24 protein-coding genes are annotated in these 23,750 nt (G+C 69.3%); 21 read left to right on the top strand and 3 right to left on the bottom strand.

The window, feature by feature from the left end:
* Positions 1-924 (bottom strand): 1,4-dihydroxy-2-naphthoyl-CoA synthase, encoded by a 924-nt coding sequence (locus FKO37_RS00565; protein ID WP_037818864.1) that lies wholly within the window; start codon positions 922-924, stop codon positions 1-3.
* Between the two features lie 93 nt (positions 925-1,017).
* On the opposite strand from FKO37_RS00565, the gene menD reads away from it, so the two are divergent.
* From menD to FKO37_RS00540, 5 genes are all read left to right on the top strand, one after another.
* Positions 1,018-2,694 carry a 2-succinyl-5-enolpyruvyl-6-hydroxy-3-cyclohexene-1-carboxylic-acid synthase gene (gene menD / locus FKO37_RS00560; RefSeq protein ID WP_238603455.1) on the top strand — a complete coding sequence of 559 codons (1,677 nt, stop codon included), beginning with the start codon at positions 1,018-1,020 and terminating at the stop codon, positions 2,692-2,694.
* Between the two features lie 31 nt (positions 2,695-2,725).
* Positions 2,726-3,070 (top strand): hypothetical protein, encoded by a 345-nt coding sequence (locus FKO37_RS00555; protein WP_200864430.1) that lies wholly within the window; start codon positions 2,726-2,728, stop codon positions 3,068-3,070.
* A gap of 91 nt (positions 3,071-3,161) precedes the next feature.
* Complete coding sequence (locus tag FKO37_RS00550) at positions 3,162-4,679, top strand: M1 family metallopeptidase (protein WP_134734111.1); 1,518 nt, start codon at positions 3,162-3,164, stop codon at positions 4,677-4,679.
* A 56-nt stretch (positions 4,680-4,735) separates the two neighbouring features.
* A complete protein-coding gene (locus FKO37_RS00545; protein WP_238603454.1) occupies positions 4,736-5,410 on the top strand; it encodes a hypothetical protein in 675 nt (224 codons plus the stop codon).
* A 9-nt stretch (positions 5,411-5,419) separates the two neighbouring features.
* Entirely contained in the window at positions 5,420-5,884 is a 465-nt protein-coding gene (locus tag FKO37_RS00540; RefSeq protein ID WP_037818868.1) for a DUF3592 domain-containing protein, read from the top strand.
* Here FKO37_RS00540 and FKO37_RS00535 read toward each other — a convergent pair whose 3' ends face one another.
* Positions 5,885-6,718, bottom strand: a complete 834-nt coding sequence (locus FKO37_RS00535) for an inositol monophosphatase (RefSeq protein WP_037818869.1) — start codon at positions 6,716-6,718, stop codon at positions 5,885-5,887.
* 224 nt (positions 6,719-6,942) lie between these two features.
* Between FKO37_RS00535 and FKO37_RS00530 the strand changes: the two genes are divergently transcribed.
* The gene (locus FKO37_RS00530; RefSeq protein ID WP_308196511.1) at positions 6,943-8,013 is read left to right on the top strand and encodes a glycosyltransferase family 1 protein; all 1,071 of its coding nucleotides are present in this window, start codon (positions 6,943-6,945) and stop codon (positions 8,011-8,013) included.
* Positions 8,014-8,016: 3 nt separating this feature from the next.
* Positions 8,017-9,120 (top strand): glycosyltransferase, encoded by a 1,104-nt coding sequence (locus FKO37_RS00525; protein WP_134734108.1) that lies wholly within the window; start codon positions 8,017-8,019, stop codon positions 9,118-9,120.
* Between the two features lie 62 nt (positions 9,121-9,182).
* Here the strand turns inward: FKO37_RS00525 and FKO37_RS00520 are convergent, their stop codons facing one another.
* Entirely contained in the window at positions 9,183-9,641 is a 459-nt protein-coding gene (locus FKO37_RS00520; RefSeq protein WP_238603452.1) for a MarR family winged helix-turn-helix transcriptional regulator, read from the bottom strand.
* 81 nt (positions 9,642-9,722) lie between these two features.
* On the opposite strand from FKO37_RS00520, the gene FKO37_RS00515 reads away from it, so the two are divergent.
* From FKO37_RS00515 to nuoK, 14 genes are all read left to right on the top strand, one after another.
* The gene (locus FKO37_RS00515) at positions 9,723-10,376 is read left to right on the top strand and encodes a hypothetical protein (RefSeq protein ID WP_037818875.1); all 654 of its coding nucleotides are present in this window, start codon (positions 9,723-9,725) and stop codon (positions 10,374-10,376) included.
* Between the two features lie 10 nt (positions 10,377-10,386).
* A complete protein-coding gene (locus FKO37_RS00510) occupies positions 10,387-11,076 on the top strand; it encodes a demethylmenaquinone methyltransferase (RefSeq protein WP_037818876.1) in 690 nt (229 codons plus the stop codon).
* A 10-nt stretch (positions 11,077-11,086) separates the two neighbouring features.
* Complete coding sequence (locus FKO37_RS00505; protein WP_167754426.1) at positions 11,087-12,382, top strand: geranylgeranyl reductase family protein; 1,296 nt, start codon at positions 11,087-11,089, stop codon at positions 12,380-12,382.
* A 657-nt stretch (positions 12,383-13,039) separates the two neighbouring features.
* On the top strand, positions 13,040-13,450 hold the full coding sequence (locus FKO37_RS00500; protein ID WP_037818926.1) for an NADH-quinone oxidoreductase subunit A: 411 nt from the start codon (positions 13,040-13,042) through the stop codon (positions 13,448-13,450).
* 4 nt (positions 13,451-13,454) lie between these two features.
* On the top strand, positions 13,455-14,003 hold the full coding sequence (locus tag FKO37_RS00495) for an NADH-quinone oxidoreductase subunit B family protein (protein WP_009072052.1): 549 nt from the start codon (positions 13,455-13,457) through the stop codon (positions 14,001-14,003).
* A gap of 6 nt (positions 14,004-14,009) precedes the next feature.
* Positions 14,010-14,771: an NADH-quinone oxidoreductase subunit C gene (locus FKO37_RS00490; RefSeq protein WP_037818880.1), complete on the top strand. Its 762-nt coding sequence runs from the start codon at positions 14,010-14,012 to the stop codon at positions 14,769-14,771.
* Positions 14,768-16,099 carry an NADH-quinone oxidoreductase subunit D gene (locus tag FKO37_RS00485; protein ID WP_037818884.1) on the top strand — a complete coding sequence of 444 codons (1,332 nt, stop codon included), beginning with the start codon at positions 14,768-14,770 and terminating at the stop codon, positions 16,097-16,099. The genes FKO37_RS00490 and FKO37_RS00485 overlap by 4 nt, the downstream gene beginning before the upstream one ends.
* Positions 16,096-16,959: an NADH-quinone oxidoreductase subunit NuoE gene (gene nuoE / locus FKO37_RS00480; RefSeq protein ID WP_043836118.1), complete on the top strand. Its 864-nt coding sequence runs from the start codon at positions 16,096-16,098 to the stop codon at positions 16,957-16,959. Before FKO37_RS00485 ends, nuoE begins: the two co-directional genes overlap by 4 nt.
* Positions 16,959-18,239 (top strand): NADH-quinone oxidoreductase subunit NuoF, encoded by a 1,281-nt coding sequence (gene nuoF, locus FKO37_RS00475; RefSeq protein ID WP_037818886.1) that lies wholly within the window; start codon positions 16,959-16,961, stop codon positions 18,237-18,239. Before nuoE ends, nuoF begins: the two co-directional genes overlap by 1 nt.
* Positions 18,236-20,698 carry an NADH-quinone oxidoreductase subunit G gene (locus FKO37_RS00470; protein WP_238603451.1) on the top strand — a complete coding sequence of 821 codons (2,463 nt, stop codon included), beginning with the start codon at positions 18,236-18,238 and terminating at the stop codon, positions 20,696-20,698. The genes nuoF and FKO37_RS00470 overlap by 4 nt, the downstream gene beginning before the upstream one ends.
* A complete protein-coding gene (gene nuoH, locus FKO37_RS00465) occupies positions 20,695-22,041 on the top strand; it encodes an NADH-quinone oxidoreductase subunit NuoH (RefSeq protein WP_037818889.1) in 1,347 nt (448 codons plus the stop codon). The genes FKO37_RS00470 and nuoH overlap by 4 nt, the downstream gene beginning before the upstream one ends.
* Entirely contained in the window at positions 22,028-22,573 is a 546-nt protein-coding gene (gene nuoI / locus FKO37_RS00460; protein ID WP_037818891.1) for an NADH-quinone oxidoreductase subunit NuoI, read from the top strand. Before nuoH ends, nuoI begins: the two co-directional genes overlap by 14 nt.
* On the top strand, positions 22,570-23,448 hold the full coding sequence (locus FKO37_RS00455; protein WP_238603450.1) for an NADH-quinone oxidoreductase subunit J: 879 nt from the start codon (positions 22,570-22,572) through the stop codon (positions 23,446-23,448). Before nuoI ends, FKO37_RS00455 begins: the two co-directional genes overlap by 4 nt.
* Positions 23,445-23,744: an NADH-quinone oxidoreductase subunit NuoK gene (gene nuoK / locus FKO37_RS00450; protein WP_033291119.1), complete on the top strand. Its 300-nt coding sequence runs from the start codon at positions 23,445-23,447 to the stop codon at positions 23,742-23,744. The genes FKO37_RS00455 and nuoK overlap by 4 nt, the downstream gene beginning before the upstream one ends.
* Positions 23,745-23,750: the final 6 nt, after the last annotated feature.

Raw genomic sequence — 23,750 nt, 5'->3', positions numbered from 1 at the left:
TCAGTAGTAGTACGGGTAGTCGGACCAGTCCGGGTCGCGCTTCTCCAGGAACGCGTCGCGGCCCTCGACGGCCTCGTCCTGCATGTACGCCAGCCGGGTGGTTTCGCCGGCGAACAGCTGCTGTCCGACGAGCCCGTCGTCGATCGCGTTGAACGCGTACTTCAGCATCCGCTGCGCGGTCGGCGACTTGCCGATGATCGTCCAGCCCCATTCGAGCGCGACCCGCTCCAGCTCGGCGTGCGGCACGACCTCGTTGACCGCGCCCATCCGGTGCATTTGCTCGGCGGTGTAGTCGCGGCCGAGGAAGAAGATCTCGCGCGCGAACTTCTGCCCGACCTGCCGGGCGAGGCCCGCCGAACCGTAGCCCGCGTCGAACGAGCCGACGTCCGCGTCGGTCTGCTTGAACCGCGCGTGCTCGGCCGAGGCGAGGGTGAGATCGCACACGACGTGCAGCGAATGCCCGCCGCCCGCCGCCCAGCCGGGCACCACGGCGACCACGGGTTTCGGCATGAAACGGATCAATCGCTGCACCTCGAGGATGTGCAGCCGCCCCGCCCGCGCCGGGTCGACCGTGTCCGAGGTCTCCCCGCTCGCGTACTGATACCCGGAGCGTCCGCGAATACGCTGGTCACCGCCGGAACAGAACGCCCAGCCGCCGTCCTTCGGCGACGGGCCGTTCCCGGTGAGCAGGACGCAGCCGACGTCCGAGCTCATCCGGGCGTGGTCGAGCGCCCGGTAGAGCTCGTCGACGGTGTGCGGGCGGAAGGCGTTGCGGACCTCCGGACGGTCGAAAGCGATCCGGACCACCCGTTTGCCGGAGCGGGCATCTCGCGAACGGTGGTAGGTGATGTCGGTGAAGGAGAACCCTTCGACCTCGGACCAGGCGGCGGGGTCGAACAGCTCGGAAACTCGGGCGTCATCCACGTTTGGGAGAATAGGACCTGTGGACATGATCGCTGTGCCTGACGCCGCCCCCGGGGAGTGCCCGTCGGACGGTTCCTTAACGGGGGCCTGCCGGTGAACCCGTCCACCGCGCAGGCCAGGGTCATCGTCGACGAACTCGTCCGCAACACCGTGTCGCACGTCGTGTTGTGTCCAGGATCTCGCAACGCGCCGCTGTCCATCGCGCTCTACGACGCCGCCGCTTCGGGACGGCTGCAGCTGCACGTCCGCATCGACGAGCGCGGCGCGGCGTTCCTCGCGCTCGGCATCGCGGCGCGCACCGGCCGTCCGGCGGCGGTGGTCTGCACCTCCGGCACCGCGGCGGCGAACTTCCACCCGGCCGTGCTGGAGGCCGACCGGGCGGGCGTGCCGCTGATCGTGCTCACCGCCGACCGTCCGCCGGAGCTGCGTTCGGCGGGCGCGAGCCAGGTGATCAACCAGTACGAGCTGTACGGCGACGCGGTCCGCTACTTCGACGAGCTGGCCGTCGCCGAACGCCGGGCCGGGCAGAACTCCTACTGGCGCAGCCAGATCTGCCGCGCGTGGAACGCCGCGTACGGCGAGTGGCGCTGCGGGCCGGTGCACCTGAACATCCCGTTCCGCGAGCCGCTGGTGCCGGACCTCGACGATGACGGCGAGTGGTACGAATCGCTCGAAGGCCGCCCGGACGGCGAACGCTGGACCGAGCTGCCGGACTTCGGCGCGCTGCCCTCGTTCGTGGTCCCGTCGGCGCGGCACGGCCTGGTGATCGCGTGCGACACCGGCGCGCAGGCGGCCAGCGAGTGGGCCGAACAGCACGGCTGGCCGGTGGTTTCGGAGACCGGCGGGCTCGGCCTGTCCGGCGCGACCGCGATGTCGTCCGGAGCCTGGCTGCTGGGCGTCGAGGAATTCATCTCGCGGCACCGGCCCGAGCAGGTGCTGTGCCTCGGCCGTCCGACGGTGTTCCGGCAGGTCCAGAAGGTGCTGTCGGACCCGGAGGTCGAGGTGCTGCTGGTGCGTCCGGATTCGGACTGGCCCGCGCCCGCGCACAACGTCCGCCAGGTCGGACAGTGGTTCGCCGAACCGACGAAGCCCGCGGACCCAGAGTGGCTCGCGAGCTGGCAGCGCGCGGACGCTGCGGCCAGCCAGGCGGTTTCGACGGCCCTGGCCGCCGAGCCGTGGCCGAGCGGCGTACGGGTGGCGACGGAGCTGGTCGACGCGCTGCCGGAAGGCGCGCTGCTGGTGGTCGGCTCCTCGAACCCGACGCGCGATGTCGCGCTCGCTGGACGGCTGCGGCCGGACGTCCTGGTGCACCGCAACCGCGGCGTCGCCGGGATCGACGGCACGGTGTCGACGGCCATCGGCGCGGCCACTGTGCACCGCGCGCCGTCGTACGCGCTGCTCGGCGATCTGACCTTCCTGCACGACGCGTCCGGCCTGCTCACCGGTCCGGCGGAGCAGTTGCCGGACCTGACGATCGTGGTGCTGAACGACGACGGCGGCGGCATTTTCTCGCTGCTGGAGCAGGGCGCGCCGGAACACTCGGCGAGCTTCGAGCGTGTCTTCGGCACGCCGCACGGGGCGGATTTGGGCGCGCTGTGCGCGGGCTACCGGGTGCCGCACGTCCTGGCCGAGACGGTCGAAGATTTCCGTGCCGCGCTGCGGCCCGCGCCGGGCCTGCGGGTCGTCGAGGTCCGGGTCGACCGGGCGCAGCACCGGAATCTCCACGCGCGGCTGAAGTCCGCGGTCGCGGAAGCGGTGGGGACGGTTTAACCGGCGGGGGCCGGTGAATGTGGGGGATTTCGTGAACGAGGCGGACCTGCGCCCGCGAGGCCGGTGGGCCTGGTTCAGCGCGGCGGTGGCGGCGCTGGCGCTGATCGGGCTGGTGTGCTCGTATTTCTCGTCGTTTCTGGTGATGGCCAGCGACAACTGCTTCGCCGGGGACAGCAGGGCGATCTGCAGCGCGGCCGGGCAGCAGGCGGTCGCGTCGCTGCCGTGGGTCGGCTGGTTCGCGGCGATCGCCGGGTCGTTCGCGATGGCCGGGCTCGCCGTGCGGCGCGGCTGGGGACCGTGGCCGGGGCTGTACGCGGGCCCGATCCTGTACGGCATCCCGATCGCCATCGCGTGGTGGATCGCCGAATCCGGATGATCTTCCCAGTGGGTAAGAACCCGTCGTTCGGACGTACCTGTGGGGTGCTCACGTGGATACGTTCGGTCGCATTGGCCACCTTGGAGGAACCATGCGATCGAGAACTCGGGCCGGAATCGGGGCGGTTGCGGCTGGAGTCGCGACGGTGCTGCTGGCAGGCACCGCCTCGGCAGTGCCGGCACCGGGCGCGCCGGGGGTCGGCGACCCGTACTACCCGAACGCCGGCAACGGCGGCACCGACGTGCAGCATTACGACATCCGCGTGAGCTACCAGCCGGAGACCGACGTCCTGTCGGGCACCACGACGCTGCTGCTCACCGCCACCCAGGACCTGTCGCGCTTCGACCTTGACTTCGCGCTCAAGGCGTCGAAGGTGCTGGTGAACAACCGGCCCGCGCAGTTCACGAATCAGAACGGCGACGGCGAGCTGGTGATCACGCCGGCGCAGCCGCTGCTGAAGGGCCAGTCCGCGACGGTCGTCGTGAGCTACTCCGACAGCCCGTCGACGGAGAAGGTCGGCGGACTGAACACGTGGAAGAAGGGCGCGTTCGGGGCGCTCGGCATCGACGAGCCGCAGAGCGCGCAGTGGTGGTTCCCCTCCAACGACCACCCGACCGACAAAGCGACTTACGACGTGTCGATCGAGGCTCCGGACGGGCTCGCCGCCATCTCGAACGGCACGCTGGTGAAGAAAACCAAGAAGCGGGCCGGCTGGACGCGGTGGAACTGGCGCAGCACCAAACCGCAGGCGACCTACCTGACGTCGTTCATCGTCGGCAAGTACGACGTGGTCCAGTCCACCACGCCGGACGGCAAGCCGTTCATCACCGCCTACGGTTCGGATCTCGGCGATTCGCTCGACGCGGCCAAGGCGAGCGTGGAGCGGACGCCGGAGGTTGACGAGTTCCTGGCGTCGCAGTTCGGGCCGTATCCGTTCGAGGCCGAGGGCGGCGTCGTGACCAGCGGGATCACCTTCTCGCTGGAAAACCAGACCCGGCCGACCTACGGCGCGCGCAACTTCGCCGCTGGCTCCAACACCACGCTGATCGCGCACGAGAACGCACACCAGTGGTTCGGCGACAACGTTTCGCTGGGCAAGTGGAGCGACATCTGGCTGAACGAGGGCTTCGCGTCCTACGCCGAGTACCTGTGGTCCGAGCACCAGGGCGAGGGCACGACCGCGGAACTCGCGCAGTACGCGTACGACTCCTACGCGGCCGACGACCCGTTCTGGCAGGTCCTGCCGGGCGATCCGGGCGAGCCGAACCAGTTCGACCGCGCGGTGTACGACCGGGGCGCGATGGCCGTGCAGGCGTTGCGCACCACGGTCGGCGACCAGGCGTTCTTCTCGATCCTCCAGCAGTGGCAGACCGCCAAGGCCGGTAAAGCGGCGGTGATCCCGGACTTCATCGCGCTCGCGGAGAAGGTGTCGGGAAAGCCGTTGCAGGAACTGTTCCAGACCTGGCTGTTCACCAAGGGGAAGCCCGCCGTCGGTCCTAATGGGACGGTCGCGGCGGCCAAGGCTTTCGCCGCCGTTCCGGCGAAGCCGAAGGCGTGGGACCAGATCCAGGCGAACCACCGCGCGCTGGCGGCGGCTGAGCGGCACTGAAATTCGCTTGCCTGGCCGCGGGATCCTGGAGAGTTCCGCTCCAGGAGGAGGATTTCGTGGCCATGAAAGTGCGGGCGCAGCTCCGCCACGCCCGGCTCGACGGCCGGGAGTGGCGGGTGCTGCGCCCTGATCCCGTTCTGGACACCGCGCTGTTGTTCGAGGTCGCTCCGGGCACGGAGATGTCGCACGTGGAGATGTACGTCGACCGCAGCGCGGCGTACCGGATCGGGGTGCTGTGGCTGCTAGCCTCGCGGTCCCGCCACACGATCATCCACCTGCCGTTGCGCACCGGCCGGATTCCCGAGGAACCGGAGTTCACCGGTCGTCCGCTGGATCTCGTGCTGAGCCAGCACACCGCGCACCTGCGCCCTTCGCAGTGGCCGCGGCTGCGGGCGGCGCTCGGCCCGGCCCGGCCGCATACCGTGCGGGTCCCGGCTGATCGGCGGCCGATCGACTGGCCGGAATGGCCCACCCGGGACCGGCTGCTCGACCGGTTCCACGCGAACACGATGTTCCTGACCGGCAGCCCGGCGGTCTTCCGGCACACCGCCGAGGACTTCTTCGCCCTCGCGTTCGGAGCCCCTGGTTCGGCTCCGGGCGAGGAATCGGCGCAGCACAAGTGTTTTCAGCTGCATTGGACGTCTCGGCTGCTGGTGAACTCGTACAACCTGCACGTGCTGTACCGGGCGCACTGGCTGCCGAGTGCCGAGCTGGTCGGCGCACCCGACTAAACTCTGGGTGTGGCAGCCAGGAGTGTGAAGGCACGGCGGATCGCGTGGTTCGCCGTGCTGGGCGTGGCTGTGCTGCTCACGGTGATGTGCGTGAGCCTGGTTTTCGCCGCGTTCCGCAACGACAGCGCGATCGAATCGCACCTGGGCACGGCGAACGCGACGGTCGAGTCGGTGGCCTTCGACCGCACGATCATCCAGTACCAGACCCCGGACGGCATCGTGCACAGCCCGCCGACCGGGGTGCTGTACCCGTCGGGCCTCGCCGCCGGCCAGCTGGTGGCGATCGAGTACGACGCGACGAACCCCGAGCTGACCAGGGTCGCTGGCCGGACCGCGACGTTGACGCTGCTGCCGGTGGGGATGACGGTGCTGATCACGTGGCTGGTGGCGGGCCCGCTGCTGTGGTGGTTGCGCCGGTTGATGAAGCGGGACCGGTCCGCTTCGGTGGCGGAGCCGGTCGCCGCGAAGGTGTGATCAGGTTCCGGCGGTTTCCTGCCACCAGCCGAGTACTTCGTCGGCGACGCCGGGTGCGGCGACCAGCAGTCCGTCGGTAGGCAGGGCAGCGTCCTCGCCGTGTTTGTCCAGCACCACCGCGCCCGCCTCGATCGCCATTGCGACTGAGCCCGCGACGTCCCATTCGTGGTAGCTGTGCAGTACCGCCGCGGCGGCGTGCCCCAGCGCGACCTGGGCGATCGACAGGGCGGCCGACCCCAGCACCCGCACCCCGGTGTGGGCGGCTGCCGCTCGTTCGATGAACTCGCCCATTCCCGGCCACGGGCCCTTGCGCGCCAGTTCGGTGCAGACGATCGCTCCGGCGGTGCCCGCGCGGTCGACCAGTTTCAGCGGTTTTCCGTTCGCGCGGGCTCCCCGGCCGCGGGCGGCGGCGTAGATCTGCGCCCGGTACGGGTCGGCGACGACGCCCACCACCGGGCCGCTCGCGTCGACCAGGGCGAGGCTGTAGGCGCACCACGGCACTCCGGCGACGTAGTTCGCCGTGCCGTCCACGGAATCGACGACCCAGCGGTACTCCGCGACGTCCGCGCCGTGGTCGGCGCCGAATTCGTGGCCTACCACCGGGATTCCGGGGAACTCCGCGGTCAGCACGCGGCGGGTGTGCCGTTCCAGGATCCGATCGGTGTCGGTGACCCAGTCGAACGGCGAATCCAGCGTCGCCGGGTGCGCGCCGCGGCCCGCGGTCGCGGTGATCACGTCGGTGGCGTCGTTCGCCAGCCGCCCCGCGACCTCGAGTGCTCGGGAGAGCAGCCCGGGTTCCACGGGCCGCGACGGCCTGGAGGACAAGAGGGTCATGCCTGCTTAGTCTGGGCGTTCCTGGTGTCCGGGACACGACCGGAAGATGACATGTCGTGGCGAATTCTTCGACGGTCGGCGCCCGGGCGCGGACGCTGCGGAGTGTTTCGCCACCGTTGGCCGGTCGGTTACGCGGGATTGGCCCGCCCTGCCTGCGGTTTTGCGACAGTGACGCCGTGCGAGTCGCCATAGTCACCGAAAGTTTCCTGCCCCAGGTGAACGGCGTGACGAATTCCGTGCTGCGGGTCGTCGAGCACCTGGTCGAATCCGCGCACGACGTGCTGGTCGTCGCCCCGGGACCGGGTCCGGCGAGTTACCGCGGCGCGCCGGTCGTCCGCATTCCGGCGCTGGACTTCCCCGGCGTGAACTCGCTGCCGATCGGCCTGCCGACGCGCACCGTGCTGACCGCGCTGGCCGATTTCGGCCCGGACGTCGTGCACCTGGCCTCGCCGTTCGTGGTCGGCGCGCGCGGGCTCGCCGCGGCCAGACGGCTGCGGGTGCCGTCGATCGCCGTCTACCAGACCGACATCGCCGGGTTCGCCACGTCGTACGGCTTCGGCATCGGCGCGCGGGCGGCCTGGCGCTGGGTCCGCCGCCTGCACTCGCGGGCCGACCGGACGCTCGCGCCGTCGTCGGACTCGATCGAACAGCTGAAACTGCACGGCGTTCCGCGCGTGCACCGCTGGGCGCGCGGCGTGGACGTCAGCCGGTTTTCCCCGGCGCACGCGGATCCGGCGCTGCGTGCGGAACTCGCGCCGAACGGCGAACTGCTGGTCGGGTTCGTCGGACGGCTCGCGCCGGAGAAGGAGGTCGACCGGCTGACCGTGCTGGCCGGGATGCCGGGCGTGCGCGTGGTCGTCGTCGGCGACGGACCGGAGCTGCCGTCGTTGCGGGAACGGTTGCCTGGCGCGGCTTTCCTCGGCGCGAAGTACGGTGACGAGCTGTCGGTCGCGTACGCGAGCCTCGACGTTTTCGTGCACACCGGGCCGCACGAGACGTTCTGCCAGGCGGTGCAGGAGGCGATGGCGTCCGGACTTCCGGTGCTCGCGCCGGACGCGGGTGGCCCGAAGGATCTCGTTTTGCCTGGCCGGACTGGCTATTTGCTGCCCGCCGACCGGGAATCGTTCGGCCCGGCGCTGGTTGCCAAGGTCAATGACCTGCGCGACGCGGCGTTGCGGGCCCGGCTGGGCGAGAAGGCGCGGAAAGTGGTCCTGGGTCGGACGTGGCCCGCAGTGTGCCGGGAGCTGGTCGGGCACTACGAAGCGGTACAGGGCCGAGTCGCGCGTGCGGCTTGAGCCATGCACATCGTCCAGCTGGCGAACTTCTACGGACCGCGGTCCGGCGGGCTGCGGACCGCGCTGAACCACCTCGGCGCGGGGTACGTCGCCAGCGGGCACCGGGTGACGCTGGTCGTGCCGGGGCGGCGGTACGCGGTGGAAAGCCTGCCGACCGGGGTGTGCCGGTATTCGTTGCCTGCCTTGCAAATTCCCGGGACCGGCGGGTATCGCGCGGTCGATCCGCAGCGGGTTCGTGCGGTGCTGCGGCGGCTGGAACCGGACCGGCTGGAGGTGTCCGACCGGTTGACCTTGCGTGGGATGGGCGTCTGGGCGCGGCGGAACGGCGTGCCCAGCATGGTCATTTCGCATGAGCGGCTGGACCGGTTGCTGGAACAGTTTTTGCTGCCCGGAGCGATGGCCCGGCACGTCGCGGATGCCGCCAACCGGCGGATGGCGGCGTCGTACGACACGGTGGTGTGCACGACTGCCTTCGCGCACGCGGAGTTCGAGCGGATCGCCGCGCCGAATGTCCGGCGGGTGCCGCTGGGGGTGGATCTGGCTACCTTCGCGCCGTCGATGCGGGATTCGGGATGGCGGAGGGCGTTGGCCAGTGGTGCCGACGCGTTGATTGTCCATTGTGGTCGGTTGTCGCCGGAGAAACATGTTGAGCGGAGCGTGGATACGGTCGCTGAGCTGACTGAGTCCGGCGCGCGGGTGCGGTTGGTGATCGCGGGGGACGGTCCGCGACGACGGGCATTGGAACGGCGGGCCCGGGGCTTGCCGGTGACGTTCCTCGGCTTCTTGGCTGGACGCGGCGAGGTGGCTCGATTGCTGGCCAGCGCGGATGTTTCGCTGGCTCCGGGACCGCATGAGACGTTCGGGTTAGCGGCTTTGGAGGCGCTTGCTTCCGGTACGCCGGTAGTGGTTTCGGCGTCCTCGGCATTGCGGGAGATCGTGCGGCCCGGGTGCGGGGCGGCGGTGGATGACTACGCGCCCGCGTTCGCCAGCGCGGTGACCGGGTTGTTGGACAGTCCCGAAGAGATCCGGCGGGCGGCTGCTCGGGCGCGTGCGGAGGAATTCGCTTGGCCGACCTCGGTGCGGGGAATGCTCGCCGCGCTGGGCTGACAAAGGTCCGTGAAGGGCTCCTTGAGGGAATCTAATTCCCTCAAGGAGCCCTTCACGGACAACTAGCCGCGGTAGCCGGGGTGGACGCCGGGGGTTAGGTCGTGGTCGGCGGCGACTCGGGCCAGCAGGTCGCGCAGCACCGAACGTTCCTCTGTGGACAGTGCGGCCATCATCTCGTCTTCGTGTGCTGCGGCGGCTTTCGCGAGTGCGGCCATCGTTTCTTGGCCTTTGTCGCTCAGGAAAACCGCGTAGAGGCGCCGGTCTTGCGGGTTGCGGCGGCGTTCGATCAGACCCTGCTGCTCCAAGCCGTCGACGAGGGCGACCAGCCGGGTCGGCGGCGTGCCCAGTTCCGCGGCCAGCACCTGCTGACTCTCGCCGGGCCGCCGCGCGATCGCCCGGAGCAGGCCGGTCTGGGGCGGGGTCAGGCCCAGGTCCGCGACGCGTTCGGCGAAGCGCAGGGTCGCGTGTGCGCCCAGCTGGGCCAGCAGGAAAGCGCTGCCGAACTGCGGAGGTCCTTGCATGCCCTGAACCGTATCGCTTGACAATCCATTACACCAGTGTAATCGTTCTAGCAGTGAAACTAATTGACCTGGAGGTTTGCCATGACGACCATGACTCGACAGGGCGGTCCGCCCTTGCTGGCACCGGCGCTGGCGTTCGGGGTGCTGACCGTCGCGTCGGCGGTGCTCGGGGCGACGGGGACGCGGCCGGATTCCAGCGCGGCTGAAGTCGCCGCGTATATCGGCGGCAACCAGGGCGTTGTGCAGCTGCTCGCGTTCGCGGTGTTCGGCGCGTCGGTTCCATTGGCGGTCTGGGCCGCGACCGCCTATCGCAGACAGCGGCGGCTCGGCGTCGCGGCACCGGGCGCGGTGATCGGGCTGACCGGCGGCGTGCTGTCCGCGGCCGCGCTCGCGATGAGCGGGTTGATCACCTGGACCGCCGCGCAGTCCAGCGAGACGCCGGCGGTGGCACGGGCGTTGACCAGCCTCGCGTTCGCGTCCGGCGGGCCGGGCTTCGTGGTGCCGCTGGCGTTGCTGATCGCCGGGATCGCGGTGCCCGCGCTGTTCCTGAACCTGCTGCCGCGCTGGCTGTCGGTCGCCGGGCTGGTGGTCGCCGCGGCCGCGGTGCTCGCCTCGCTGTCGCTGCTGACCCCGGCGCTGTATCCGCTGATCCCGGTCGGCCGGTTCGGCGGGCTGGCGTGGCTGGTCGCCGCCAGCGTCCTGCTCCCGCGCGACCGCGCGGCACGGACGGACTAATCTCGGACCCATGCCCCGAGCGAGCCTGGACAAGGATCCGCACGAAGTCGCCGCGATGTTCGACGGCGTCGCGTCCGGTTACGACCGGGCGAACTCGTTCATGACGTTCGGGTTCGACCGGCGCTGGCGCACCACCACGGCGCGCGTGCTGGACGCCAAGCCGGGGGAGAAGGTGCTCGACCTCGCGGCGGGCACCGGGGTGTCCACCGTCGAGTACGCGCGCGGCGGAGCCTGGTGCCTCGCCGCAGACTTCTCCGTCGGGATGCTCAAGGCGGGCCTGCACCGGAAGGTGCCGATGGTCGCCGCGGACGCGATGTGCCTGCCGTTCGCCGACAACAGCTTCGACGCCGTCACCATCTCCCTCGCGCTGCGGAACTTCGTCGACACCAAGGGCGCGCTCGCCGAGATCCTTCGGGTGGTCAAACCGGGCGGCAGGCTGGTGATCTGCGAGGTGTCGACGCCCACCTTCGCCCCCATCCGGTTCATCTACCGGCGGTTCGTCCTCAAGCTGCTCACCTGGGTCGGCAGCCGGTCCTCGACCAACCCCGAGGCCTACTCCTACCTGGCCGAATCGATGCTCGCCTGGCCCGATCAGCGCGGGCTCGGCGAGATCATCGCGAGCGCAGGATGGACCGAGGTGGAGTGGCTGAACCTCACATTCGGCGTCGTCGCGATCCACCGCGCGCGCAAGCCTGCCTAAACTCGGCGGTATGACGACTTCGCGCCGCCGCAGCCCAGACCACGACGCCGAAGTGATCGTGGTCGGGGCTGGACCGGCTGGTTCGACCGTGGCCACTTACCTCGCGCGCGCCGGGGTGGACGTGCTGCTGCTGGAGAAGACCGTCTTTCCGCGCGAAAAGGTGTGCGGGGACGGGCTCACGCCGCGGGGTGTGAAGCAGTTGATCGACCTCGGTCTGGACACCAGCGAGGAAGCGGGCTGGGTGCGGAGCCGGGGGCTGCGGATTCTTACCGGGGATCTGACGCTGGAGTTCGATTGGCCGGATCTCACTGATTACCCGCCTTACGGCGTCTCCCGGACTCGGCAGGACTTTGATGACTTGCTGGCCAAGACCGCGGTGAAGGCCGGGGCTCGGTTGTACGAGCGGACCACCGTCACTGGGGCGATTACCAATGCTTCCGGCCGGGTCGTGGGGGTCGAGGCGAAGGTCGGGCCGGAGAAGACCCCGGTCAGTTATCGGGCGCCGTTGGTGCTGGCTTGCGACGGGGTGTCGGCGCGGCTGGCGTTGAGTGTGGGGATCGACAAGAACGAGAAGCGGCCGATGGGGGTCGCGGTTCGGCGGTATTACAAGAGTCCCAAGCATGATGACCCGTTCATCGAGGGGCATCTTGAGCTGTGGGACCGGTCTGATCCTCGGGATCCGAAGCTGCTGCCTGGATACGGGTGGGCGTTTCCGTTGGGGGACGGGACGGTCAACGTCGGGCTGGGGATGCTGTCGACCTCGGCCTCGTTCCGGAACACCGACTATCGCGCGTTGTTGCGGCAGTGGCTTGACGGGACTCCTGAGGAATGGGGGTACCGCGAGGAGAACGCCATCGGCAAGGTCGGCGGGGCCGGGTTGCCGATGGGGTTCAACCGGACGCCGCATTACCGGAACGGGCTGCTGCTTCTCGGCGACGCCGGGGGGATGGTGAGCCCGTTCAACGGCGAGGGGATTTCGGCGGCGATGGAGTCGGCGCAGCTCGCGGCTGAGGCTGTGGTGCAGGCGTTGGCGCGGCCGGAGGGGCCGTCTCGGGAGCGGGCGTTGGAGGGGTATCCGCGGGCTGTCGGCGAGCTGATGGGCGGGTATTACCGGCTGGGGAACGTGTTCGCGAAGTTGATCGGGAAGCCGAAGATCATGCACGCGGCTACCAAGTACGGGTTGCGGGTCAACAAGATTCTTCCCTTGGTGTACAAGGGGCTTTCCGGGTGTTACGACGCTCGTGGGGGCGATGGGGTGGATCGGTTGATCGCTGCGTTGGCTCGGGTTACGCCTCGTCCTCGGTAGTCGGCTCGTCGCCTGGCGGCGACATCGTTTGTGGTTGCGTGGGGCACCCCGAAGCTTGATTGTGCTGACGGTTCGGGGGTGCTTGTCAAGGCGGGAAAGATGCCTTGACAAGCACCCCCGAACCGCAGGGGAGCTTCGTATCGGGGTTGGGGGAGGGGCTGGGTGCCTCGATGGTTGGGTGCATCGGCTGCGGGACGGGGCCGGGTGCCTCGATGGTTGGGTGCATCGGCTGCGGAGTTACCCGGGTGGAGCAATGGGTTGTCCGGCCGGTCAGTGTGATGCGTCACAAGATCGAGTCGGGGCTGGGGCTCGGCGCGGTTCTTGAATGTGGCTTTACCGCTGGTCTCGCGATTGCGCGCGGGGGTGGGCCTGGGGGATCGTTCTGTCTAGTTAGGGCTGCCTTAGTCCATAACCCCTCGGGACAAGAGTGTGACTCACGTCCTACACTCCCCCCATGCTTTGTGAATCGCTTCACAACCGCGACTCGTCGCTTGTGAACTATTTCACAAGCAGGTGGTGGGTCGGACACGGGCCGTAAGGGCGCCCTGACCCTCGGCGGTGTGACCCAGCTCCCTTAGGGTGCGCAACCGAGAACTCGGACCACCACCCGAGAACAACCCGCAGCGGCGCGGAAAGGATGGCGAAGACCCCGTGCTGATGGTGCCCGTGCTGGCGCAGGCCGATCCCGGACCGGCGGCGCCCGGACTCAACGTGTATCTGCCGCTCGTTCTGCTTTTCGTGCTCGCGGCGGGGTTCGCCGTGTTCTCCGTGCTGCTCGGTCCGCTCGTCGGACCGAAGCGGTACAACCGCGCGAAGACCGCTGCCTACGAGTGCGGCATCGAACCGTCGCCGCAGCCGCTCGTCGGCGGCGGCCGGATGCCGGTGGCCTACTACATCACGGCCATGCTCTTCATCCTGTTCGACATCGAGATGGTGTTCCTCTACCCGTTCGCGGTGAACGCCAACGCACTCGGTGTCTTCGGCCTGGTGGAGATCGTGCTGTTCATCGTGACGGTCGGGTTCGCGTACGCCTACGTGTGGCGGCGCGGCGGCCTGGATTGGAACTGAACCCATGGGCCTCGAAGAAAAACTCCCCAACGGCATCCTTCTTGCCAGCCTCGAGGGACTGGTCAACTGGGCACGCAAGAACTCGCTGTGGCCCGCCACGTTCGGGCTCGCCTGCTGCGCGTTCGAGATGATGTCGGTCGGCGGTTCGCGCTACGACATCGCGCGGTTCGGCATGGAGCGGTTCTCCGCCACGCCGCGCCAGGCCGACCTGATGATCGTGGCCGGCCGGGTGACCCAGAAGATGGCCCCGGTCCTGCGCCAGATCTACGACCAGATGGCCGAGCCCAAGTGGGTTCTCTCGATGGGCGTCTGCGCCTCGTCCGGCGGGATGTTCAACAACTACGCCGTCGTGCAGGGCGTCGACCACATCGTGCCGGTCGACATGTACCTGCCGGGCTGCCCGCCGCGGCCGGAAATGCTGCTCGACGCGATCCTCAAGCTGCACGCCAAGATCCAGGACGAGCCGATCAATGCCCGCCGCGCCGCGATCCGCGCGGCCAGCGGGGCCCGTACCGAGCTGATTCCGTCCTCGATCAAGTACGCGAAGAAGTGAGCACCGGTGCCTGAGAACCCCGAAGAGACTCCCGAAACCGGCGGCCCGCAGTCCAGCGCGGAGCGGCCCGAAGCAGGCCTCGAAGCGCACGGCCCCGGCGCGGCCGAACCGGTCGTCGCCGGACGCGAGCGCAAGGGCATGTTCGGTGTCCGCGGCAGCGGGGACACCTCCGGTTACGGCGGCCTGCGGCTGCCCGCCTACAGCCCGCCGCCCGCGGAGCGCCCGTACGGCGGCTGGTTCGACGAGTTCGCCGACGAGTTCATGGCCGCCTTGGCGGACAACAAGATCCCGCCGACCGCGATCCTCCAGACCACTGTGGACCGCGGCGAGATCACCTTCTACGTCAGCCGCGAGCACCTCGTCGACATCGCGAAGGTCCTGCGCAACGACCCGGGCCTGCGGTTCGAGATGCTGCTGGCGGTCACCGGCGTCGACTACGGCGTGGACGTCCCGCAGCGGATGCACACGGTCTACGACTTCCTGTCGATGACCTACCGCCGCCGGATCCGGCTCGAAGTCACCATGGACATGGACAACCTGCACGTCCCGTCCCTCGTCCCGGTCTACCCGACGGCGGACTGGCACGAGCGCGAGGCCTACGACATGTTCGGCATCGTCTTCGACGGCCACCCCGGGCTCACCCGCATCTTCATGCCGGACGACTGGGACGGCCACCCCCAGCGCAAGGACTACCCGCTCGGCGGGATCCCGGTCGAATACAAGGGCGCGGAAATCCCGCCGCCAGACCAGCGGAGGTCGTACTCGTGACCAGCACCAACGAAACGACGGAAGCCGAGTACGCGGAAGTCCGGGACACCACCGAAGGCCCCGTCTACCACGTCTCCGGCGGGGACTGGGACGAAGTTCTCGGCGACGCCCAGCACGACGACCGCATGGTCATCAACATGGGCCCGCAGCACCCGTCGACGCACGGCGTGCTCCGGCTCGTGCTGGAGCTGGAAGGCGAGACGGTCACGCAGCTGCGCGCGGTCGTCGGCTACCTGCACACCGGCATCGAGAAAAGCGCGGAGTTCCGCAACTGGACCCAGGGCGTCACCTTCGTGACCCGCGCGGACTACCTCGCCCCGCTGTCCAACGAGATGTGCTACTGCCTCGGCGTCGAGAAACTGCTGGGCATCAAGGCCCCGCCGCGTGCGGAACTGCTGCGCGTGCTGCTCCTCGAGCTGAACCGGATCACCTCGCACCTGGTGTTCATCGCGACCGGCGGCATGGACCTCGGCGCCACCACCGCGATGACGCTCGGCTTCCGCGAGCGCGAAGAAGCCATGCACCTGCTGGAGTACCTGACCGGCCTGCGGATGAACCACGCGTTCATCCGTCCCGGCGGGCTCGCGCAGGACTTCCCCGAGGACTGGACGGAAAAGGTCCTCGACTTCTGCAAGCTCATGGACAAGCGGCTTCCGCTGTACGACAAGATGTTCACCGGTCAGCCGATCTGGCGGAACCGGCTCAAGGACGTCGGCGTGCTGCCGCTGGACGCGTGCCTCGAACTCGGCATCACCGGTCCGGTGCTGCGCGCCGCGGGCCTGCCGTGGGACCTGCGCAAGACCGAGCCGTACTCGCGCTACGACGAGATCGAGTTCGACGTGCCGACCTCGACCGACGCGGACAGCTGGGCGCGGTACCTGCTGCGGCTCGAGGAAATCCACCAGAGCCTGCGGATCATGAAGCAGGTCGCGAAGATGGCCGAGCCGGGCCCGGTCATGGTGGAGGACAAGAAGATCGCCTGGCCCGCGCAGCTGTCCATCGGCAGCGACGGCATGGGCAACTCGCTCGGCCACGTCAAGAAGATCATGGGCCAGTCGATGGAATCCCTGATCCACCACTTCAAGCTCGTCACCGAGGGCTTCCACGTGCCGCCGGGCCAGGTCTACGCGCCGGTCGAATCGCCGCGCGGCGAGATCGGCGCGCACCTGGTGTCCGACGGCGGCACCCGCCCGCTGCGCGTGCACCTGCGGGAGCCGAGTTTCGTGAACATGCAGGCGATGCCCGCGATGGCCGAAGGCGGCCTGGTGGCCGACCTCGTCGTCGTGATCGCTTCGATCGACCCGGTTCTGGGGGGAGTTGACCGATGACGAACCCGACCGCAGTCCCGGAGCCGGGACCGCACGACGCGACGAAGACGTACGCGGCCGCGGGAGCCGACACCGACGTCGCCGCGATCGCGCCCGACCCGTCCGTCGCCGAGGGAATCCTCGCCGACACGCCGGCCGCGGACGTATTCGACGCCGACACGCACCGCGAGGCGAAGGAAATCATCGCCCGCTACCCGATGTCGCGTTCGGCGCTGCTGCCGATGCTGCACCTGGTGCAGTCGGTGCAGGGCTACGTGAGCCAGGAAGGCATCGCCTTCTGCGCGCAGCATCTCGACCTGACCGACGCCGAGGTCAGCGCGGTCGCGACGTTCTACACCATGTACAAGCGCCGCCCGTGCGGCGAGCACCTGGTGAGCGTCTGCACCAACACGCTGTGCGCGGCGCTCGGCGGCGACGACATCTACAAGAAGCTCCAGACGCACCTCGGTTCCGCGGAAAAGCCGCTGGGGCACGAGGAAACCGCGGGCACGCCGGGTGAACAGGGCTCGATCACCTTGGAGCACGCGGAATGTCTCGCCGCCTGCGACCTCGGTCCGGTCATCCAGGTGAACTACGAGTACTTCGACAACCAGACGCCGGAGCAGGCGGTCGCGCTCGTGGACGCGTTGCAGGCAGGCAAAAAGCCCGCCCCGACGCGCGGTGCGGCGCTGACCGACTTCAAGGGCGCGGAGCGGCAGCTCGCCGGGTTCTGGCCCGAGGACGAGGCCGCGTACCGCAGTGCCGTGGACGGTCCGTCGCAGGCGGTCGAGACCTTGCGCGGCGCGCAGATCGCAGCCGATCGCGGCTGGTCCGCCCCCGGTGCACAGGATGTTCCGCTTCCTGAAGTGGAGAAGAAGTAATGGCTGATCCCATCACTCCGGTCCTCACGAAGCGCTGGCTGTCCCCGGAATCCTGGCGCATCGAAACGTACGAGGCGCTCGAGGGCTACACCGCGGCGCGCAAGGCGCTGGCCGCCACGCCCGAGCAGCTCGTGCAGGTGGTCAAGGACTCCGGTCTGCGCGGCCGCGGCGGCGCGGGCTTCCCGGCGGGCGTGAAGTGGTCGTTCATGCCGCCCAACGAGGACAAGCCGCACTATCTGGTGATCAACGCCGACGAGGGCGAACCCGGTACCTGCAAGGACATTCCGCTGATGATGGCGGACCCGCATTCGCTGATCGAGGGCTGCATCATCGCCTCGTACGCGATGCGGTCGCACCACTGCTTCATCTACGTCCGGGGCGAGGCGCTGCACTGCATCCGCCGGCTCAACGCGGCCGCGCGCGAGGCGTACGCGAAGGGCTACCTCGGCAAGAACATCTTCGGCACCGGCTGGGACCTCGAGCTGACCGTGCACGCCGGGGCCGGCGCGTACATCTGCGGCGAGGAAACCGCGTTGCTGGACTCGCTCGAAGGCCGTCGCGGGCAGCCCCGGCTCAAGCCGCCGTTCCCCGCGGCCGCCGGTCTGTACGCCGCGCCGACGACGGTGAACAACGTCGAGACCATCGCGTCCGCGTCGTACATCATCAACGCCGGTTCGTCCTGGTTCCGCGAGATGGGCCGCGAAAAGTCGCCCGGTCCGAAGATCTACTCGATCTCCGGACACGTCGAGAAGCCCGGCCAGTACGAGTGCCCGCTCGGCACCACGCTGCGCGAGCTGCTGGAGCTGGCAGGCGGCATGAAGGACGGCATCCCGCTCAAGTTCTGGACGCCCGGCGGTTCGTCGACGCCGATGTTCACCGCCGAGCACCTCGACGTCCCGCTCGACTTCGAGGGCGCGGCCGAGGCCGGTTCGATGCTCGGCACCACCGCGGTGCAGGTCTTCAACGAGACCGTTTCGGTGCCGTGGGCGGTCATGAAGTGGACGCAGTTCTACGAGCACGAGTCCTGCGGCAAATGCACGCCGTGCCGCGAGGGCACGTACTGGCTGGCGCAGATCCTGGAGCGGATGGTCGAGGGCCACGGCACCGAGGAGGACATCGACACCCTCCTCGACGTGTGCGACAACATCTTCGGCCGCTCGTTCTGCGCGCTCGGCGACGGCGCGGTGTCGCCGATCCAGAGCGGCATCAAGTACTTCCGGGACGAGTTCCTGGCCTTGTGTGAGAGCAACAAGCGAGAACTGGTGGGAGCGCAGGCATGACGATCGCCCCCGACAAGCCCGAAACGGCGGAAACGCCGGTCCCCGAGGGCTACGTCAAGCTGACCATCGACGGCGAAGAGGTCATCGCGCCCAAGGGCGAGCTGCTGATCCGCACCGCCGAACGGCTCGGCACCAGCATCCCTCGCTTCTGCGACCACCCGCTGCTCGACCCGGCGGGCGCGTGCCGCCAGTGCCTGGTCGAGGTCGAAATGGGCGGCCGTCCGATGCCGAAGCCGCAGGCCTCGTGCACGATGACGGTCGCCGACGGCATGGTGGTGAAGACGCAGCTCACCTCGCCGGTCGCGGACAAGGCGCAGCAGGGCGTGATGGAGCTGCTGCTCATCAACCACCCGCTCGACTGCCCGATCTGCGACAAAGGCGGCGAATGCCCGCTGCAGAACCAGGCGCTCGCGCACGGCCGCGCCGAATCGCGGTTCGTGGACACCAAGCGCACGTTCCCGAAGCCGCTGCCGATCTCGTCGCAGGTGTTGCTCGACCGGGAACGCTGCGTGCTGTGCCAGCGCTGCACCCGGTTCTCCGACCAGGTCGCCGGCGACCCGTTCATCGCGCTGCTCGAACGCGGCGCGCACCAGCAGATCGGCACCGCGGAAACCGCCGACGTACTGGACCTCGCCTCGCGCACCACCGGCGGCGAACCGTTCCAGAGCTACTTCTCCGGCAACGTGATCCAGATCTGCCCGGTCGGCGCGCTCACCAGCGCGGCGTACCGGTTCCGGTCGCGGCCGTTCGACCTCGTCTCCTCGCCGAGCGTGTGCGAGCACTGCTCGTCCGGCTGCGCCGAGCGCACCGACTTCCGGCGCGGCAAGGTCCAGCGCAAGCTGGCCGGCGACGACCCGGAGGTGAACGAGGAATGGCTGTGCGACAAGGGCCGGTTCGCGTTCCGCTACGTGCAGGCCGGTGACCGGATCCGCCGTCCGCTCGTCCGCAACGCCGACGGCGAGCTGGAGGAAGCGTCCTGGACCGACGCGCTCCGGACCGCCGCGGAAGGCTTGCTGAAGGCCCGCGAGGGCAAGGGCGGCGCGGTGCTCACCGGCGGCAGGCTGACCGTCGAGGACGCCTACGCGTACTCGAAGTTCGCCCGGATCGCCTTGCGCACCAACGACATCGACTTCCGCACCCGCGCGCATTCGGACGAGGAGCTCGCGTTCCTCGGGTCGACGGTCGTGGGCACCACGCCGGAAACGGGCGTGACGTTCGGCGAGATCGAACGGGCCAAGACGGTGCTGTGCGTGGCGTTCGAGCCCGAGGACGAAGCGCCGATCGTGTTCCTGCGGCTGCGCAAGGCGGCCCGCAAGAACCGCACCCGCGTCGTCCACTTGGGACAGTGGACGACCTCCTCGGTGCGCAAGACCTTCGGCGAACTGCTGGCCTGCGTCCCCGGCGGCGAAGCGGCCGCGGTGGACGGCATCGCGCAGCACGCGGCCGACGTCGACGCGGCGCTCAGCGGCGAGGGCGCGGTGATCCTGGTCGGCGAGCGGGCCGCGGAAATCCCCGGCCTGTTCTCCGCGCTGCTGCGGCTGACCGCCCGCACCGGAGCCCGGCTGGCGTGGATCCCGCGCCGCGCGGGCGACCGGGGCGCGCTCGAAACCGGTTGTGTACCCACGCTTCTGCCGGGCGGCCGCTCGGTCGCCGACGAGGCGGCCCGCGCCGAGGTCGGCAAGCAGTGGGGCGCCGAGCTTCCGGCCGAACCGGGCCGCGACGTCACCGGCATCCTCCAGGCCGCTTCCGGCGGACAGCTGGACGCGCTGGTGGTCGGCGGCGTCGACCCGAACGACCTGCCCGACCCGGACCTGGCCCGCCGCGCGCTCGACAACGCCGGGTTCGTGGTCAGCCTGGAACTGCGGGCGAGCGAGGTCACCGAACGGGCCGACGTGGTCCTGCCGATCGCCCCGGCGGTCGAGAAGTCCGGCAGCTACCTCAACTGGGAGGGCCGCCGCCGCGACTTCGACACCACGCTGGAGGGCACCGGTTCCCTTTCCGACGGCCGGGTGCTCGACACCCTGGCCGTCGAAATGGACGCCGACCTGTTCACCCAGACCCCGGCCGCCGCCGCGGGCGACTTCGCGAAGCTCGCGCCGGTCGCCGCCTCGGCGCCCGCGCCGTCGGTCGCCGCCGCGGCGGCCCCGGTCCCGAACGGCAAGGCAGTGCTCGCCACCTGGCGGCAGCTGATCGACAACGGCTCGCTGCAGGACGACGAACCGCACCTCAAGGGCACCCAGCGGCCGCCGGTCGCCCGGCTTTCGGCGAAGACCGCCGAGGGCCTGGGCGGAACGGTCCGGGTGTCGAACGAGCGCGGGTCGATCACCCTGCCGGTCGAGGTCGCCGACCTGCCGGACGGCGTCGTGTGGCTGCCCGGCAACTCCGACGGCTCGGCCGTCCGCGCCGCACTCGCCGCCGGACACGGCGCGCTCGTGCAGATCTCCGGAGGTGACCAGTGAGCCCGCAGCTCACGCAGTTCCTCGCCGCGTACCCGGACGCCGCGGAACGGGCTCGGCTCATCGCCGACGACCCGTGGTGGCTCGTCCTGATCAAGGCGGTCGTGGTCCTGTTGATCGGGCCGGTCCTGACGATCTTCCTGATCGTGTGGGAGCGCAAGGCGATCGGCCGGATGCAGAACCGGCCCGGCCCCAACCGGGTCGGCCCCGGCGGCTACCTGCAGTCGCTCGCCGACGCGATCAAGCTCCCGTTCAAGGAGCAGATCATCCCGGACACCGCCGACCGCAAGGTGTACTTCCTCGCGCCGGTGCTGTCCGCGGTCCCCGCGCTGATCGCGCTGTCGGCCATCCCGTTCGGCCCGGTCGTCTCGATCTTCGGGCACCGGACGGTGCTGCAGCTGATGGACCTGCCAGTCGGCGTGCTGGTGATCCTCGCCTGCTCGTCGGTCGGCGTGTACGGCATCGTGCTGGCGGGCTGGGCTTCCGGTTCGCCGTACCCGCTGTTCGGCGGCATGCGCTCGGCGGCGCAGGTGATCTCCTACGAGATCGCGATGGGCCTCTCGATCGTCGCGGTGATCCTGTACTCCGGTTCGCTGCAGACGTCGGAAATCGTGCAGGCGCAGTCGCACGGCTGGTACTTCTACATGCTCATCCCGAGCTTCGTGATCTACGTGATCTCGATGGTCGGCGAGACGAACCGCGCGCCGTTCGACCTCCCGGAGGCCGAATCCGAGCTGGTCGGCGGCTTCCACACCGAGTACAGCTCGATGAAGTTCGCGATGTTCTTCCTCGCCGAGTACGTCAACATGGTGATCGTCTCCGCGTTCTGCACCACGCTGTTCCTCGGCGGCTGGCGGTTCCCGTTCGTCGGCGACGATTCGGCGCTGAACCAGAACTGGTGGCCGGTCCTCTGGTTCTTCGCCAAGACGTTCATCCTGCTGTTCGGCTTCATCTGGCTGCGCGGCACGCTGCCGCGGCTGCGCTACGACCAGTTCATGCGGCTGGGCTGGAAGGTCCTGGTCCCGGTCAACCTGGTGTGGATCGTGGTCGTGGTCGCGATCAAGACGGTCCAGTGGAGCTGGCCGCAGATCCTCGTCGGCGTCGGCATCGTGCTGGTGGTGCTCGTGCTGCTGAGCCTCGCGCTGCCGGACAAGAAGCTGCCCGAATCGGATTACGTGGACCTGGCCGGAAGCGGCTACCCGCTGCCGCCGCTCGACCTGCGGGTCCCGGACGCGACGCCGCGGCAGAAGGCGCTGGCCAAGGCGGAGGCGAAGGCCGCGCGGCGCAAGCCGGCCGGCGTCACCGCGGCGGCCGCACAGGAAGGAACAGAAGATGGCGGCAACTGACTTCCTCAATCCCATCAAGGGATTCGGCGTCACCTTCGGGATGATGTTCAAGAAGGTCGCGACCGAGGAGTACCCCGAGGCAGGTGCCCCGGCCGCGCCCCGCTACCACGGCCGCCACCAGCTCAACCGGCATCCGGACGGGCTGGAGAAGTGCGTCGGCTGCGAGCTGTGCGCGTGGGCGTGCCCGGCGGACGCGATCTTCGTCGAGGGCGGCAACAACACCGAAGAGGCGCGGTACTCGCCCGGCGAGCGTTACGGCGCGGACTACCAGATCAACTACCTGCGCTGCATCGGCTGCGGCCTGTGCATCGAGGCGTGCCCGACGCGGTCGCTGACCATGACCAACTTCTACGAGCTGGCCGACGACGACCGGCAGCGGCTCATCTACACCAAGGAAGACCTGCTCGCCCCGCTGCTGCCGGGCATGGAGCAGCCGCCGCACCCGATGCGGCTCGGCGACAACGAGCAGGACTACTACGTGAACGGCCCCGAGCTGGCCGCGAACGCGCAGCAGCAGGAGGCGAAGAAGTGATCGCCGCCCTTCTCGCGCAGGCGCCGGCGTCCGGCGTCGACGCGTCCGTGACGACCGGCGAGGCCATCGCGTTCTGGATCCTCGGCCCGCTCTCGCTGCTGGGCGCGCTCGGGATGATCTTCTCCCGCAACGCCGTGCACTCGGCGCTGTGGCTGGTGCTCACGATGCTGACGCTCGGCGCGCTGTACATGACGCAGTCCGCGCCGTTCCTCGGGTTCACCCAGATCATCGTCTACACCGGCGCGATCATGATGCTGTTCCTGTTCGTGCTGATGCTGGTCGGCCGGGACAGCTCGGACTCGGTGGTCGAAGTCCTTCGCGGGCAACGGCTCGCCGCCGGGGTGCTCGGCATCGGGCTCGCCGCCTTGATCGCCGCGGGCGTGTTCCGCGCGATGGTGAACGTGACCCCGGCGAAGCCGCTCGACCCGTACCAGCAGACCGGCGGCGGCCCCGGCGGTCTCGGCAGGCTGATCTTCACCCAGTACCTGTTCCCGTTCGAGCTCACCTCGGCGCTGCTGATCACCGCCGCGCTCGGCGCGATGGTGCTGGCCTTCACCGGCCGCAGCGGCAAGAGCAAGCTCTCCCAGCGCGAACTGGTCAAGCTGCGCTTCCGCGGCGAGCACGACCGCCCGTCGCCGCTGCCCGGACCCGGCGTCTTCGCCACCGCAAGTTCGGTGTCGACCCCGGCGCTGCTGCCGGACGGTTCGGTCGCGCCGGAGTCGCTGTCGGAGATCATCGAATCCACCTCGGCGATCCGGCTCATGCGCGAGCGCAAGCTCATCGCGGACGAGGGCCCCAAGCCCGACGCGCACGCACTGGTCGGCGGCGTCGGCAAGGCCGAGCCCGCCGAGGAAGAAGAAGGGGAAGGAAAGTGACCCCGAGCTATTACCTGCTGCTGTCCGCGCTGCTGTTCTGCATCGGCGCGGTGGGCGTGCTGGTCCGCCGCAACGCGATCGTCGTGTTCATGTGCATCGAGCTGATGCTGAACGCGGTGAACCTGACCCTGGTCACCTTCGCCCGCATCAACGGCGGGCTGCACGGCCAGGTGATGGCGTTCTTCGTGATGGTGGTCGCGGCCGCCGAAGTCGTGGTGGGGCTGGCGATCATCATGGCGATCTTCCGCACCCGCCGCTCGGCCTCGGTCGACGACACGAACCTGCTGAAGTACTGAGGGAGA

Source organism: Amycolatopsis sp. Poz14, from assembly GCF_006704225.1.
Lineage (GTDB): Bacteria > Actinomycetota > Actinomycetes > Mycobacteriales > Pseudonocardiaceae > Amycolatopsis > Amycolatopsis nivea.
The sequence above is the reverse complement of the archived record's forward strand: the minus strand, read 5'-3'. Positions and strand labels throughout refer to the sequence as shown.